The sequence below is a fragment of the Mycobacterium sp. NS-7484 genome, from assembly GCF_001953975.1.
GTDB lineage: Bacteria > Actinomycetota > Actinomycetes > Mycobacteriales > Mycobacteriaceae > Mycobacterium.
The window spans coordinates 34,766-49,106 of record NZ_MBEJ01000129.1 but is presented as its reverse complement, the minus strand read 5'-3'; the positions used below and the strand labels follow the sequence as shown (position 1 = coordinate 49,106).

At 67.3% G+C, this 14,341-nt stretch carries 16 protein-coding genes; 9 read left to right on the top strand and 7 right to left on the bottom strand.

The genetic code is table 11. The features are described from left to right. The first annotated feature begins 112 nt into the window (after positions 1–112). From cysD to A5733_RS24115, 3 genes are read left to right on the top strand one after another with little or no spacing between them, the layout of a single operon-like run. Positions 113–1,045 carry a sulfate adenylyltransferase subunit CysD gene (gene cysD / locus A5733_RS24125; protein ID WP_067769196.1) on the top strand — a complete coding sequence of 311 codons (933 nt, stop codon included), beginning with the start codon at positions 113–115 and terminating at the stop codon, positions 1,043–1,045. Further along, positions 1,045–2,889, top strand: coding sequence for a sulfate adenylyltransferase subunit CysN (gene cysN, locus A5733_RS24120; protein WP_076241927.1), 1,845 nt, complete (start codon positions 1,045–1,047; stop codon positions 2,887–2,889). Before cysD ends, cysN begins: the two co-directional genes overlap by 1 nt. After that, the gene (locus tag A5733_RS24115) at positions 2,886–3,629 is read left to right on the top strand and encodes a 3'(2'),5'-bisphosphate nucleotidase CysQ (RefSeq protein WP_076241926.1); all 744 of its coding nucleotides are present in this window, start codon (positions 2,886–2,888) and stop codon (positions 3,627–3,629) included. The genes cysN and A5733_RS24115 overlap by 4 nt, the downstream gene beginning before the upstream one ends. Before the next feature lie 132 nt (positions 3,630–3,761). Here A5733_RS24115 and A5733_RS27605 read toward each other — a convergent pair whose 3' ends face one another. Then, positions 3,762–3,905: a hypothetical protein gene (locus tag A5733_RS27605; RefSeq protein WP_157561201.1), complete on the bottom strand. Its 144-nt coding sequence runs from the start codon at positions 3,903–3,905 to the stop codon at positions 3,762–3,764. Positions 3,906–4,003: 98 nt separating this feature from the next. Between A5733_RS27605 and A5733_RS24110 the strand changes: the two genes are divergently transcribed. Further along, the gene (locus A5733_RS24110; RefSeq protein WP_076241925.1) at positions 4,004–4,474 is read left to right on the top strand and encodes an RrF2 family transcriptional regulator; all 471 of its coding nucleotides are present in this window, start codon (positions 4,004–4,006) and stop codon (positions 4,472–4,474) included. Here A5733_RS24110 and A5733_RS24105 read toward each other — a convergent pair. Both A5733_RS24105 and A5733_RS24100 read right to left on the bottom strand, forming a co-directional pair. Further along, the gene (locus A5733_RS24105) at positions 4,471–5,733 is read right to left on the bottom strand and encodes an HNH endonuclease signature motif containing protein (protein WP_076241924.1); all 1,263 of its coding nucleotides are present in this window, start codon (positions 5,731–5,733) and stop codon (positions 4,471–4,473) included. The two genes, A5733_RS24110 and A5733_RS24105, sit on opposite strands and share 4 nt — an antisense overlap. Positions 5,734–5,788: 55 nt before the next feature. Then, positions 5,789–6,172: a VOC family protein gene (locus tag A5733_RS24100; RefSeq protein WP_076241923.1), complete on the bottom strand. Its 384-nt coding sequence runs from the start codon at positions 6,170–6,172 to the stop codon at positions 5,789–5,791. A gap of 56 nt (positions 6,173–6,228) precedes the next feature. Here A5733_RS24100 and A5733_RS24095 point away from each other — a divergent pair, with 56 nt between their 5' ends. Both A5733_RS24095 and A5733_RS24090 read left to right on the top strand, forming a co-directional pair. After that, a complete protein-coding gene (locus A5733_RS24095; protein WP_076241922.1) occupies positions 6,229–6,753 on the top strand; it encodes a GNAT family N-acetyltransferase in 525 nt (174 codons plus the stop codon). Further along, positions 6,753–7,778: a nitronate monooxygenase gene (locus A5733_RS24090; protein ID WP_076241921.1), complete on the top strand. Its 1,026-nt coding sequence runs from the start codon at positions 6,753–6,755 to the stop codon at positions 7,776–7,778. The genes A5733_RS24095 and A5733_RS24090 overlap by 1 nt, the downstream gene beginning before the upstream one ends. 5 nt (positions 7,779–7,783) lie before the next feature. On the opposite strand, the gene A5733_RS24085 is transcribed toward A5733_RS24090, so the two are convergent. The 4 genes from A5733_RS24085 to A5733_RS24070 form a co-directional block, all read right to left on the bottom strand. Further along, complete coding sequence (locus tag A5733_RS24085) at positions 7,784–8,668, bottom strand: DUF4097 family beta strand repeat-containing protein (protein ID WP_076241920.1); 885 nt, start codon at positions 8,666–8,668, stop codon at positions 7,784–7,786. A gap of 32 nt (positions 8,669–8,700) precedes the next feature. Next, on the bottom strand, positions 8,701–9,345 hold the full coding sequence (locus A5733_RS24080; RefSeq protein ID WP_067769182.1) for a response regulator transcription factor: 645 nt from the start codon (positions 9,343–9,345) through the stop codon (positions 8,701–8,703). After that, entirely contained in the window at positions 9,333–10,622 is a 1,290-nt protein-coding gene (locus A5733_RS24075) for a sensor histidine kinase (protein WP_369830965.1), read from the bottom strand. Before A5733_RS24075 ends, A5733_RS24080 begins: the two co-directional genes overlap by 13 nt. 102 nt (positions 10,623–10,724) lie before the next feature. Beyond that, a complete protein-coding gene (locus A5733_RS24070) occupies positions 10,725–11,138 on the bottom strand; it encodes a VOC family protein (protein ID WP_076241918.1) in 414 nt (137 codons plus the stop codon). 51 nt (positions 11,139–11,189) lie between these two features. Here A5733_RS24070 and A5733_RS24065 point away from each other — a divergent pair, with 51 nt between their 5' ends. The 3 genes from A5733_RS24065 to A5733_RS24055 all read left to right on the top strand — a co-directional run bounded on the left by A5733_RS24065 (position 11,190) and on the right by A5733_RS24055 (position 14,331). Then, positions 11,190–12,071, top strand: a complete 882-nt coding sequence (locus A5733_RS24065) for an LLM class flavin-dependent oxidoreductase (RefSeq protein WP_076241917.1) — start codon at positions 11,190–11,192, stop codon at positions 12,069–12,071. A gap of 392 nt (positions 12,072–12,463) precedes the next feature. Beyond that, positions 12,464–12,835 carry a hypothetical protein gene (locus A5733_RS24060; RefSeq protein WP_067769174.1) on the top strand — a complete coding sequence of 124 codons (372 nt, stop codon included), beginning with the start codon at positions 12,464–12,466 and terminating at the stop codon, positions 12,833–12,835. 140 nt (positions 12,836–12,975) lie between these two features. Next, entirely contained in the window at positions 12,976–14,331 is a 1,356-nt protein-coding gene (locus A5733_RS24055; RefSeq protein ID WP_076241916.1) for an LLM class flavin-dependent oxidoreductase, read from the top strand. The last annotated feature ends 10 nt before the right edge of the window (positions 14,332–14,341 follow it).

The window sequence follows — 14,341 nt, the reverse complement described above, 5'->3', positions numbered from 1 at the left end:
TATCCGGCCTCGACATCGGGCTGGCTCGGCATTGACACCGCGTCGCTGGGGCGGATAGATTCCGGACTATGCTTGCAATTCTGGCCATTCCTACCAACTTAATGGGGAAGCGATGACCACCGCGCAAAAGTCAGACGCCGGCCGCGCCGGGCATTACGAGCTGAGCCACCTGCGGTCGCTGGAGGCCGAGGCCATCCACATCATCCGTGAGGTCGCCGCGGAGTTCGAGAAGCCGGTGCTGCTGTTCTCCGGCGGCAAGGACTCGATCGTCATGCTGCACCTGGCGGTCAAGGCGTTCGCGCCGGGCCGGCTGCCGTTCCCCGTCATGCACGTCGACACCGGCCACAACTTCGACGAGGTCTACCAGGCTCGCGACGAGCTCGTCGAGCACTACGGTGCGCGCCTGGTGGTCGCCAAGGTGCAGGACGACATCGACGCCGGCCGCGTGGTGGAGACCATCCCGTCGCGCAACCCGATCCAGACCGTCACCCTGCTGCGCGGCATCCGGGAGAACAAGTTCGACGCCGCCTTCGGTGGGGCCCGGCGCGACGAGGAGAAGGCCCGCGCCAAGGAGCGCGTGTTCTCCTTCCGCGACGAGTTCGGCCAGTGGGACCCCAAGGCGCAGCGCCCCGAGCTGTGGAACCTGTACAACGGCCGGCACCACAAGGGCGAGCACATCCGTGCCTTCCCGATCTCCAACTGGACCGAGTTCGACATCTGGTCCTACATCGGCGCCGAGAAGATCAAGCTGCCCTCCATCTACTACGCGCACCAGCGCAAGGTGTTCGAGCGCGACGGCATGCTGCTCGCGGTGCACAAGTACATGCAGCCGCGCAAGGACGAACCGGTGATCGAGAAGACCGTGCGCTTCCGCACCGTCGGCGACGTGACCTGCACCGGCTGCGTCGAATCAACGGCCGCAACGGTTTCCGAGGTGATCGCCGAGACCGCGGTGTCCCGGCTCACCGAGCGCGGCGCCACCCGCGCCGACGACCGGATCTCCGAGGCCGGCATGGAAGATCGCAAGCGCGAGGGGTATTTCTGATGAGCACACTGCTTCGCATTGCCACGGCGGGTTCCGTCGACGACGGCAAGTCCACGCTGATCGGCCGGTTGCTGTTCGACTCCAAGGCCGTCATGGAGGATCAGCTGGCCGCCGTCGAGCGGACCTCCAAGGAACGCGGTCACGACTACACCGACCTGGCTCTGGTCACCGACGGCCTGCGCGCCGAGCGGGAACAGGGCATCACGATCGACGTGGCCTACCGCTATTTCGCCACGGCCAAGCGGAAATTCATCATCGCCGACACGCCCGGGCACATCCAGTACACCCGCAACATGGTGACCGGGGCCTCCACCGCGCAGCTGGTCATCGTGCTGGTCGACGCGCGCCACGGCCTGCTCGAGCAATCCCGCCGGCACGCGTTTCTGGCCTCGCTGCTGGGCATCCAGCACATCGTGCTGGCCGTCAACAAGATGGACCTGATCGACTGGGACCAGGAGCGTTTCGAGGCGATCCGCGACGAGTTCCATGCCTTCGCCGCCCGGTTGGACGTGCACGACGTGACCACCATCCCGATGTCGGCGCTCAACGGCGACAACGTGGTGACCAAATCCGATGTCACGCCCTGGTACGAAGGGCCGTCGCTGCTGAGTCATCTCGAAGACGTCTACATCGCCGGTGACCGCAACCTGGTCGACGTGCGTTTCCCGGTGCAGTACGTGATCCGGCCGCAGACCCACGAGCACGCCGACCACCGCAGCTACGCCGGCACCGTCGCCAGCGGCGTGCTGCGCGCCGGTGACGACGTGATCGTGCTGCCGGCCGGGAAGCCGACCCGCATCACCGAGATCCACGGCCCCAGCGGCGTCGTCGAAGAGGCCTTCCCGCCGATGGCTGTGTCGATCAGCCTGTCCGACGACATCGACATCTCGCGCGGCGACATGATCGCCCGGCCCAACAACCAGCCCCGGATCACCCAGGAGTTCGACGCCACGGTGTGCTGGATGGCCGACGAATCCTCGCTGGAACCCGGCCGCGAGTACCTGATCAAGCACACCACCCGGACCACCCGGGCCAGGGTCACTGGCCTGGACTACCGGCTGGACGTCAACAGCCTGCACCGGGACAAATCGGCCAGCGCACTCAAACTCAATGAGCTGGGCCGTATTTCACTGCGGACGCAGAGCCCGTTGCTGCTCGACGAGTACAGCCGCAATGCGGCCACCGGCTCGTTCATCCTGATCGACCCCAACACCAACGGCACCGTGGGTGCGGGCATGGTGTTGCGCGATACCCGCAACGAGTCGGCCAGCCCCAACACCGTGCGCCACGCGTCGCTGGTCTCGGCGGGCGAGCGGCTCAGCCGCGGCCGCACCGTGTGGTTCACCGGCCTGTCCGGCTCGGGCAAGTCCTCGGTGGCGGTGCTGGTGGAGCAGAAGCTGATCGAAAAGGGTTTCCCCGCTTACGTTCTGGACGGAGACAACCTGCGACACGGACTCAACGCCGATCTGGGCTTCTCGATGGCCGACCGGGCCGAGAACCAGCGCAGGCTCGCCCACATCGCCGCGATCCTCGCCGATTCCGGGCAGATCGTTCTGGTGCCGGCGATCAGCCCGCTCGAAGAGCACCGCGCGCTGGCGCGGCAGGTGACCACCGACGCGGGCCTGGACTTCTTCGAGGTGTTCTGTGACACCCCGCTGGAAGACTGCGAACGTCGCGACCCCAAGGGCCTGTACGCCAAGGCCCGCGCCGGTGAGATCACGCACTTCACCGGCATCGACAGCCCGTACCAGCGACCGAAGAACCCGGATCTGCGGCTCACGCCGGAACGCAGCACCGATGAACTGGCCGACATGGTGATCGAGCTGTTGGGATTGCCGGGGTGAACGATCACGAGCTCGCCGCCCGGCTCGCCACCAAGGCCGGGGATCTGCTGCTCGATGTCCGTGCCGACTTCGCCGACGCGCCGGCTGCCGAGCGAAAAGCCGCCGGAGACAAGCAGTCCCACGAGTTCCTGATGGCCGAATTGGCCAGACTGGTTCCTGGTGACTCGGTGTTGTCCGAGGAGGCGACGGCCGATGAGCGGTCGGACCCGGCGCGGTTGAGCGCCGAGCGGGTCTGGATCGTCGACCCGCTCGACGGCACCCGCGAGTTCTCCGAACTCGGCCGCGACGATTGGGCCGTGCACGTGGCGCTGTGGCAGGCCGGGGAACTCGTGGCCGGGGCGGTCGCGCTGCCGGCTCAGAACACCACGCTGTCCACCCCCGAGGTGGCCGCGCCGCGGCCCTTCGACGGTCCGCCACGGGTCGTGGTGTCGCGTACCCGCCCGCCCGCCGTCGCGTTGGCGGTGCGCGAGGCGCTCGACGGAACTCTGGTGGAAATGGGTTCGGCGGGCGCCAAAGTCGCGGCGGTGATCCGTGGGGTGGCCGATGTGTACGTGCACGCCGGTGGCCAGTACGAATGGGATTCGGCCGCACCCGTGGCGGTGGCGCGGGCGGCCGGCCTGCACACCTCGCGCATCGACGGCTCGGCGCTGGTCTACAACTCGGCCGACCCGACCCTGCCCGATCTGATCGTGTGCCGGCCCGAACTGGCCGACCGGGTACTGGCGGTCACCGCGGCATAGTTCCCCCGGATCGCTGTCTACACCGGTGGTTTCGGCATGTCCGGTGGCGGCTCGTCGCCGACGCCGGGGCAGGCGACGATCAGATCGTGGCCGATGGTCATCGAGTCCTGGAGCCCGCCCACGTAATCGCGATCAGGGAAACCATTCGGCGGGGCACTCGGACTTGGGACGCTCGGTGTGGTAGCTCCACACGACCATCGGAGCCGCGATGAGGGCCGCGATGGGCAGCAGAATCACGAACGTGAACTTGGCCTTGGACCAATCCCGGACCGCCATGGTCGGAGCTTATGTCGGGGCTCATGACGGGGCTCATGCCCGGGCGGCATCAAACCGCGTCCGGGCCGGCGATTGTCGAGCTGGCAGAATCTGAGGGCATGCGGATGTCGGCGAAGGCGGAGTATGCCGTCCGCGCCATGGTTCAGCTCGCCACGGTTGCCGACGGTGAGCTGGTCAAAACCGATGACCTGGCCAAGGCACAAGGTATCCCGGCGCAGTTTCTCGTCGACATCCTCTCGGCATTGCGCACCGATCGACTGGTCCGCAGCCATCGCGGCCGCGACGGTGGTTACGAGCTGGCGCGCCCGGCCGGCGAGATCAGCATTGCCGACGTATTGCGTTGTATCGACGGACCGCTGGCCAGCGTGCGCGATATCGGGTTGGGTGATCTGCCGTATTCGGGCCCGACGGCCGCGCTGACCGATGTCTGGCGGGCCCTGCGGGCCAGCATGCGCTCGGTGTTGGAGGAAACCAGCCTGGCCGACGTGGCGGCCGGCGCCCTGCCCGATCATGTCGACACGTTGGCCAATGCCTACCGCGATCAGGAACACGAGCGCGGGCACCGCTAGTTGGCGGTCGGTGGTGGTGGTTCGAAGGGTTGGTACCACCACCAGTCGGCCCGTTCCCCGGTGGGCCCGCGGTACGGCGGCACTGCCGGTGCCGGCGTGGTGGGTGGACGGGCCAGCGACCGGGAGTGCAGTTCGCGGCCGCGGTCATCGGTGACCCGGAGTTGATCGGCGGGGCCGGTGATGGTGATCAGGCCGTGGTGATGGGCCCGGTGATGGTAGGGACACACCAGCACCAGATTCCACAGTTCGGTCGGGCCACCGTTCTCCCAATGTTGAATGTGGTGAGCATGTAAGCCGCGGGTGGCCCCGCAGCCGGGGACCACACAGCAGCGGTCACGATGCTCCAAGGCGCGGCGTAGCCGTCGGCTGATGGTGCGCGTCGTGCGGCCGGCACCGATCGGCTGGCCATGGCGTTGCAACCACACCTCACAGGTGGCATCGCAGAGCAGGTATTGGCGTTCCTCATCGGTCAGCAGCGGACCTAGGTGCAGCCAGGCAAAGGACTTGTCGGCATCGGCATGAACGATGACGCTGGTGTGCTGCCCGTGCGGGCGGGCGGCCACCTCGGTGTCCCAGCCGGCGGTGATCAGACTCATGAACGCATCGACATTGTTGGGAAACGGCGGCGCGGAATCCGAGATCACCTCGCCGGTGTCGGTGTCGATCTCGTGGTTGCGTTTCCAGTCGGCGACGAGCGCATCGTGGTGTGCGGCCCGGGCGGCATCGAATTTCGCCGCTTCCACGCGGGGCAGCCGGATCCTGTAGGTGGTGTAGCCGTCCTCGCCCTCGGTTCGGGTGAACGACCGCTGCGGTTCGGGTTTCGGCTTCGGTTCGGGGTGCGGTTCGAGTTTGACCGCGGTGCGCAGCTGGCTCACGGTGGCGTTCTCGGCCAGTTCCAGATAATGCTCATCAGAACCGGCCGCCGCGCCCTTGGCCAGCACCCCGACCTGATCCAGCGACAGCCGACCTTCGCGCAGCGCCTCGGTGCAGCGGGGGAATTCGGATGAGCGGCGGGCCACCGCGGTCAGCGTGTCGGCGTTGGCCGGTGAGATACCGGTTTTCCACGCCACCAACGCGGGGATCGACCGGGCTCCGGTGATCCCGCCCAACTCGTCGCGATCGATCTCGGCCACGATGTCCACGATGCGCCCGTCGATGGCATTGCGCTGTCCACAAAGCTGGGACAACTCGTCGAACAACACCTCGAGACGCTCACGGGGCGGGACCCGCTCGTCCGAAGAAGCTGTCACCGAGGACATGACGCCATCATCACACCGACCACCGACAAAAAATCGCGCCGCGACGCCGAGCTCGTCAGCCTCCGTACGGCCGGGTGATGATCTCCAAGGCATGGCCGGAGGGATCGCGGAAGTACACCCCGCGGCCGCCGTCGTGGTGGTTGATCTCGCCGGGGTGCTGACCGTGCGGATCGGCCCAGTGTTGGATGCTCCGCTGCTCGATCTTGCCGTAGATCGCGTCGAACTCATCCTCGGAGACCAGGAATGCGTAATGCTGTACCGCGATCTCGGCATCTGGCGGCGCCTGGGCGTAGTCCAGGCTGACCCCGTGATTGAGCGTCACGGCGAGAAACGGCCCGAACTCCTGGGCATCCGGCAGTCCGAACAACTCGGTGAAGAAGTCGGCGGAGGCCTGCCGATCCTTGGCGGCGACGATGGTGTGGTTGAACGTGATGGCCATATCGGTCCAGTAAACCGCTGGACGCGCGGTACCGGCAACGGTGCAGGATGGGGGACATGCCCAGCCCTCAGATTCTGGCCGGCCCACGGGTGCGGTTGCGCCCGCCGGTCGTCGAGGATGCGGAGGCTCTGTACGCCGAGATCGCCTCCGACGGCGAGGTGACGCGGTATCTGTCCTGGCGACCGCATTCGGGGGTGGCCGAAACACGTCGCGTCATCACCACGTTGTTCAACGTCGGTGACGAGTTGACCTGGCTGGTCGAGATCGATGGCGACGTGGCGGGGCTGTGCGCCTTCCGGCGCCTACAGCCGTACTCGGTGGAGGTCGGCTACTGCTTGGCCCGGTCGTGGTGGGGGCGTGGCCTGATGTCGGAAGCGGTTTCGTTGATGTTGGCCGAGGTACAGGCCGACCCGACGGTGTACCGGGTGTCGGCCTACTGCCATGCGGACAACGCCGGCTCGGCCGCGGTGCTGCGGCGGTGTGGTTTGTCACTGGAGGGAAGGCTGGCGCGCTACGGGATGTTTCCCAATCTGAGTGACGAGCCCCAGGACGTGTTGTTGTTCGGAAAGGCGGTGCGGTGATGGGCACATTCGATATTCGTGAGCTGCGGCATCCGGTGATCGTGGCGCCGATGGCCGGTGGGCCCTCGACACCGAAACTGGCCGCCGCCGGTAGCGCCGCGGGTGGCCTCGGATTCGTTGCGGCAGGGTATCTGAGCGCCGACACGCTGGCTGACCGGATCACCGCCGCACGCGGTTTGACCACCGAGCCGCTGGGGGTGAATCTCTTTGCGCCTCAACCCAGTGTCGGCACACCCGAGCAGATCGAGGCCTACGCTGCAGACTTGGCCGCAGAGGCCCGACGTTACGGGGTGGCGCTCGGCGAACCCCGTTACGACGACGATGGGTGGGCCGCCAAACTCGACGTGGTGCTCGACGTGCGTCCCGAAGTGGTGTCATTCACGTTCGGTTTGCCGAGTGAGGCGGAGATCGCCCGGTTGCGCGGCGCGGGCATCACCACGGTCGGCACCGTGACGGCGGTGGACGAGGCTCGCCTGGCGGTGAGCCGCGGGCTCGATTCACTTGTCGTACAGGGCCCCGCAGCCGGCGGCCACCGCGGGACGTTCGACCCGGCCGCGGCCCCGGCGAGCCAACCGCTGGACGAGCTGTTGGCCCAGGTCCTGGCGGCCGTCGAGGTGCCGGTCGGAGCGGCCGGGGGATTGATCAGCGCCGACGATGTCGCAGGTGTCCTGGCGGCCGGCGCTGCGGCGGCGCAACTGGGCACCGCCTTTCTGCTGGCCGACGAATCGGGCAGCAGTCCGGTGCACCGTGCGGCGCTGCAGAGTCCGGAGTTCACCGAAACCGTGGTCACCCGAAGCTTTTCCGGCCGCTATGCCCGTGGGTTGCGCAACCGCTTCGTCATCGAGCACGATGCGCAGGCCCCACTGGGCTATCCCGAGATCCATTACCTCACCAGCCCGGTGCGCAAGGCCTCCGTGGCAGCCGGGGATCCGCAGGCCACCAACGTCTGGGCCGGCACCGGCTGGCGCAGCGCCCGCACCGGGTCGGTGGCCGAGATCATCGCCGCCGTGACCCCGAACCGCTGAGCAGCTCACCGCTCGGCTGGGTTCACCCGCTCCACCACGACATCGCCGTCATTGGAGCGTGCGGTGACCTCGGCGACCGCCGTGGCGGGGTCCGTCGTCTCCGAAACCCGCACCTGTGTCGAAGAATCGGACTGGGCGTGCACGAGATATGGTCCCCGCTCGGGCAGCCCGATCACCACGTCACCGTTGCGGCTGACCGCATCGACCCGCCGGGGTGCGGCTTCGCGAAAGTCCACGGCGATGTCGCCGTCGGAGGTGGTGGCACTGAACTGCTCGGCGACGGCGATGGGGGCGCGCGAGACGATATCGCCGTTCACCGTGTGGATCTCGACCCGGCGGGCCGCGCCGTCGAGGATGATCGCGCCTTCGTCGGTGCGAGCGATCAACTCGTCGACATCGGCATGCGAGAACAACGCACCGATCTCCTGTTCGGTGTGCACGCTCAATCGCCTGGCCTGCTCCGGTGGCAGAGCAATCGTGATCTCACCGCCGCGGGCCCATTCCAGCACCGGAGACGGTGTGCCTTCGATCGAGATACGGGTCTCGTCACCGTCGGTGGTGGTCTGGAGCCGGTGCTCGCCGCTGCGGGCGGTGTTCACCAGACGCAAATCCGCAGTGGCTGATCGGGTTTCGCGGTCCGCGCTGATACGGATGGCGATCGGGATGCGGTCCGTGTCGATCACCAGCGATCGCATCGTGGTGGGCAGGGCGCGGTGATCGGTGACGACACGGACGTTGCTGACGCCCCAGGCCGCCACGCCGAGCGCCGCTACGGTGCCGGCCACCAAGAGCACGGTTACGGCGATCAGGGTCACGCGGAACGCGGTGCGCCCGCCGGGACTCAACTGTGGCGGCGGGTTGACCGGCGGCGGGGTGGCGATGGTGGTCACGATGAAAGTCCTTCCCGGTACGGATGTTCGGTCTAGGTCTCGAGATAGCGCAGCACCGCCAGCACGCGGCGGTTCTCGCTCTCGTCAGGAGCGAGATCGAATTTCGTGAAGATCGAGGCGATGTGCTTTTCGGCCGAGCCGATCGAGATGTGCAGCGCGGTGGCGATCGCCGAGTTGGTCTTGCCCTCGGCCATCAGCTGCACGACCTCACGCTCGCGAGGGGTGAGCTGGTCCAGGGCGCTGCGTTTGGCCGAACGTACCAAGATCTGTGACACCACCTCGGGATCGAGCACCGTGCCCCCGCTGCCGACCACCTCCACGGCGTCGAGGAACGCCGGCACGTCGGCCACGCGGTCTTTCAGGAGGTAGCCGAAACCTTTTGTGTCCGAGGCGATCAAGTCGGCGGCATACCGCTCTTCGACGTAGTGTGACAACACCAGCACGGGGGATTCCGGGTTCTGGCTGCGCAGCAGGGCCGCGGCGCGGATGCCCTCGTCGGTGAAGGTCGGGGGCATCCGGACGTCGAGGATGGCCAGGTCGGGGCGATGTTCGTTGACCAGGCGCAGCAGATCGGTGGCGTCTGGGACGCCGGCCACCACCTCGTGCCCGGCGTCGGCCAGGATCCGCTCGATGCCGGCCCGCAACAGTGCCGAGTCCTCGGCGATTATGACGCGCATGGCAGCACCGCCGTGACGATCGTCGGCCCCGTCGCGGGGCTTGACACCTCGAAGGTCCCGCCGGCGGCGCGGACGCGTTCATCGAGCCCACGCAGGCCGGTGGCGTTGTCACCGGTGTCGACGGCCGCGCCGCCCCGACCGTCGTCGAACACCGAGACGTGCAGCACGTTGGCGGCCTCGTCGAACCGGACGGTGACCACCGCCTGTGCGGCCGCGGCGTGTTTGGCGACGTTGGTCAACGCCTCGGCGGCCACGAAGTACGCCACCGATTCCACTTCGTCGGGCAACCGGCGGGGCAGGTCGATGTGCAATGTGGTTGGCACCCCCGAGGTTTCGGACCGTTGCACGACCGCCGACAGCGCGGCGTCCAGACCGCGGTCCGACAGGATGGTGGGGGCGATGCCGCGTACCACGTTGCGCAGTTCGACGAGAGCACTCTTGGCCTCGTCATGGGCCTCGGCGATCAGCGCCTTGGCCGCCGGTGGATCAGAGTCGAGCTTTGTCTGCGCCAACCCGATCGTCATCGCCAGGGAAACCAGCCGCGGTTGCACGCTGTCATGGAGATCGCGCTCGATGCGGTGTCGTTCGGTCTGTGCCGAGGACACCGCGCCTTGGCGCGCGTCGGCGAGTGCGCTCACTTGGTGCTGCAGCGCAGCGGTCGGCGACGGCGCCAACAGCCATCGGTCGATCGCGGCGTCCACGGCCGGGGCGAACACCACGATGGCCGCCGCGGCGACGATGGCCACGAGCGCCAGCAGCCACGCGATCGGCGGTGAGACGAAGCTCAACCCGGCATCCACATCGCTCTGGCGGATCGCCACGGAGGTGGCCGGCGCGGCGAACGCGAACACCAGCAACGCCAACGCGACGCCGGTGGCCAGCATGTCGTAAAGCATGCGCAGGTAGTGGTGGCAGACGCCTTTCCAGAACCGGGCGCCGCTGATGTCCAGCCACAGCTGATGCGCCCAGCCCTGAAAACCGTTGTGCGGCGACAGGCGGCGCGGGGGGACGCCGATCCCCAGGCCAAAGACCGCCTCGCTGCGGATGCGCTCGAACCACTCGACGCCGCGCATCAGATAGACGAAGACGACCGCGGCGAGCAGAAATCCGATCACCGAGGGAATCGAGGAGACCCCGATGACCATGATGGACAACGGGATCCAGAACCACAACAGCGCCACCGCGGCACCGGTGATCATCGACGCCGTCGGGACCACGCCGAGGTTGCGCGTCCTCGGCGCCGGCGGTGCGGGGGCGGGCAGGGCGGTTTCGCTCATTGCGACCATGCCTTCAACCTACGAAGTTGTGCGCTCCGGCGACACAGCGTTTACCCGAAAACGCACCGGGGGTTAACCACCCCCGGTGCTTCCTGGCGCACGTTATTTCGGTGCGGTGAGCTCCAACGCGATCCTGTCCGGGTCGCGGAACTCCAGGATGTAGGAGGGTCCGATGTCCTTGACGGGTTCGTGCGCGATACCCAGATCGTCGAGATGCTGTGCGGCATCGTCGAGTTCCTGGAGGCTTTTGAGCCGGAAGGCCAAGTGATCCAGCCCGGTTCGGTTCTCGTCGAAGTCATCGCGGCCGACGGGGCGCAGGCCGATCAAGGTTCCTCCGGCGTCGTAGATCACGCCACCGAACAGGAAGCTCAGCCGGCTGCGGGTGGTGGCGTCGGCGTCGTGCGGCAGCTCGATGAGAACAGGCCAGCCGAAGACGCTTTCGTAGAACTGCCGGGACCGTTCGATGTCGGTGACCGTGAGCCGCACATGCGCGACCGAGGATGTGGTGATGGCCATGGCTTCATGCTGCCACCTCGACGTGCCAGAATCTTTTGCGTGCGTGTGGGAATGACGATGCCGGTCATGGAACCTCGGTTGGATGCGACGACGCTGCGGTCCTGGGCGCACCTCATCGACGGCGGTCCGTTCTCGTCGCTGTGCTGGGGTGAACGCATTGCGTTCGACAACCCCGACAGCCTGACCCTGTTGGGTGCCCTGGCGGCGTGGACCGACCGGGTGCGGCTGGTCACCACCGTGATCGTGCCTCAGCTGCACGATCCCGTGCTGCTGGCAAAAGGCCTGGCCACCGGCGATCTGCTCAGCGGCGGGCGGTTGACGGTCGGCATCGGTGTCGGCGGCCGCCACGAGGACTATCACGCCGTCGGAGCCGATCCGGCCTCCCAGACGCGCCGTGGCATGGCCGAGCGGGTGGCGGTGATGAAGCGGGTGTGGGCCGGTGAGAAGGTCACCGAATCGGTGCTTCCGGTCGGGCCGCCACCGGTGCAGGCCGGCGGTCCGCCCCTGCACGTCGGCACGATCGGTCCCAAGACCGTGCGCGACGCGGCCGCGTGGGCCGACGGGGTGGCCGGCACGACCCTGGATCTGGATCTGACCCGTCAAGCCGAACTGTTCGACATCGCCCGCACCGCCTGGGCCGAGGCCGGTAAACCCAAGCCGCACCTGGCCACGTCGTTCTGGTTCGCGCTCGGCGAACCGGAGGCGGCCCGTGCCCAGGTGCACCGTCACCTGCGTCGGTACATGAACTGGATTCCGGCCGAGTACGTCGATGCGATGGCGCCGATGACCGGCTGGGCGGGTAGCGAAGAGCAACTGGTCGAGGTACTCGGCAAGTTCGAGGACATCGGCACCGACGAGGTACACCTGATCCCCACCAGCTCCGACATCGACCAGTTGCGTCGGGTGGCCGAGGTGGTGAAGGTCTTCTGCTAGGCGTGCCGGTCATCGACCTCCAGCAAAAAGTGATCAAGATCATGCCGGCACGTGCGGCGTTGTCTGGATCTCTCGGGCAACAGCTGTCGGAAGCGTCGATCGGTAGGCCGGTAGCCGCGGCGGGCTCACCGCCCCGACGGCTGAGAACGTCCTGTTACCAGGCCCAGTAGCGGCTGGTGGGTTAGCTGTTCACCCGGCGGTTGTCCACTGTTCGGCTTCGGCGGAGAGGCTGTGTCAGCACGCAGGTGCGCGGTGGCGGGTGGCGCCGAGCCGCGCCCGCTACAGCAAACCCCATCAGGGGTGGGACGAAGTCGGCGGGCAGCCCAGTTTCGGTCTAGCGTGTGCCTGGGCTCGTCGTCAGACGGCACCGGTACAACACAGTTGGGGACATCATGATCCAGAAGAGTTTGATCGCCACCACCCTTGCCGCGGGCGCCGTCGGTGCCGCGCTGGCGCTGTCCGCGCCGGCCTCGGCCGATTCGAAGGGCAACAGCACCGTCGGGTGCTCGCCGTGTGACCGTGTGTCCTCGGCGATCACTGATGCCGTCACCGACGCCGCCACGGGCGCCGTCACCGGTGATGTGGCTCTGCCCGAAAGTCCCATCGTGGACAAGTGGACGAACTTTCCGGGTGAGACGGCGGAGAAGTGGACCGGCTTCCCGGGCAAGACGGCGGAAAAGTGGGCGACGTTCCCCGGCAAGACGGCCGAGAAGTGGGGAGGCTTCCCGGGCAAGGTCCTCAAGAAGTGGACCGGCCTGGGCTGATTCCCGGCCGCACGGTCGCCTGCACCCTGACCAGCTGAGGGAATTAGCTGGAATTTCGGTGATCGTAACTGTTCTCGCGAGCGCAGCTCACCCTTTGAAATGGACGCGGCCCGATCCACCGATCAAAGGAGCTCGCCCCCATGGCTGCGCCCGCGAGGCAGTTGCACCTCAACGCATTCCTGCGCAACATCGGCCAGCACGAGGCGGCCTGGCGGCTGCCGGAAACCGATCTGTCGGGTGTCACCGACATCGGGCACTACATCGAGCTGGCCCGCATCGCCGAGCGCGGCCGGTTTGACGCCGTCTTCTTCGCCGACCATCCGGTACTCAAGGGCCAGACCGAGTTTCGCCCGTTCGACGCCCTCGACCCGGTCACCCTCGTGGCAGCGCTGTCCGGAGCCACCACCAATGTGGGGCTGATCGCCACGGCGTCAACCACCTACAACGACCCGTATGGTCTGGCGCGGCGGTTTGCCACGCTCGACCATGTGAGCCGCGGCCGGGCCGGGTGGAACGTGGTGACCACGGCCAACGCCTCGGCCGCCGCCAACTTCGGGGTGCCCAACCATCCAGACCCCGCGGACCGGTACCGCCGCGCCGACGAGTTCCTGCAGGTGACTTTGCAGCTGTGGGACAGCTGGGAAGACGACGCCATCGTCGGCGACAAGGTGGCACCGCGGTTCGTGGATCCGGCCAAGATCCATGCGATCAACCACTCCGGTCCGCACTTCGACGTGGCCGGACCGCTGGAGGTGCCGCGGTCCCCGCAGGGGCATCCGGTGCTGTTCCAGGCCGGATCGTCCGAGCCCGGAAAAGAACTCGCCGCCAGGTACGCCGAGGCCATCTTCACCGCGCAACCCACGCTGACGGAGGCCCGAGACTTCTACCGCGACATCAAGACCCGCGTGCGCCGGCACGGCCGCAACCCCGACCAGGTACACATCCTGCCCGGGCTCTCGGCGATCATCGGCGGCACCGAGGCGGAAGCTCAACAGCGGCAACGCGAATTCGAAGAGCTGACCGTTCCCGATTACGGGCTCGATCAGCTCAGTGCCATCGTCGGCTTCGCGGTCACCAAGGATGATCTGGACCGCAAGCTGACCTTCCCGGCTGATGATCCGGGGGACACCTTCATCAAGAGCCGTCTGGCCCTGGTGAAGCGGCTGGTGGAAACCGAGAACCTCACCGTCCGGGAACTACTGCTGCGGCTCAGCAGTGGCCGGGGGCACCGGTTGTTCGCCGGGACACCCGAGCAGGTCGCCGACACCATCGAGGAGTGGTTCCACACGGGCGCGGCCGACGGCTTCAATCTCATCCCACCGGCGTTGCCGTCCTCGCTGGCCGAATTCGTCGACCACGTGGTCCCAGAGTTGCAGCGGCGCGGCATTTTCCGCGACGAATACACCGGCACCACCCTTCGCGACCATCTCGGCCTGGATCGGCCGACCAACCGTTTCAGTACCGATGCAGCCGCCGCGGTGTCGGCGGCGAGCTGAAGGGGCCCAG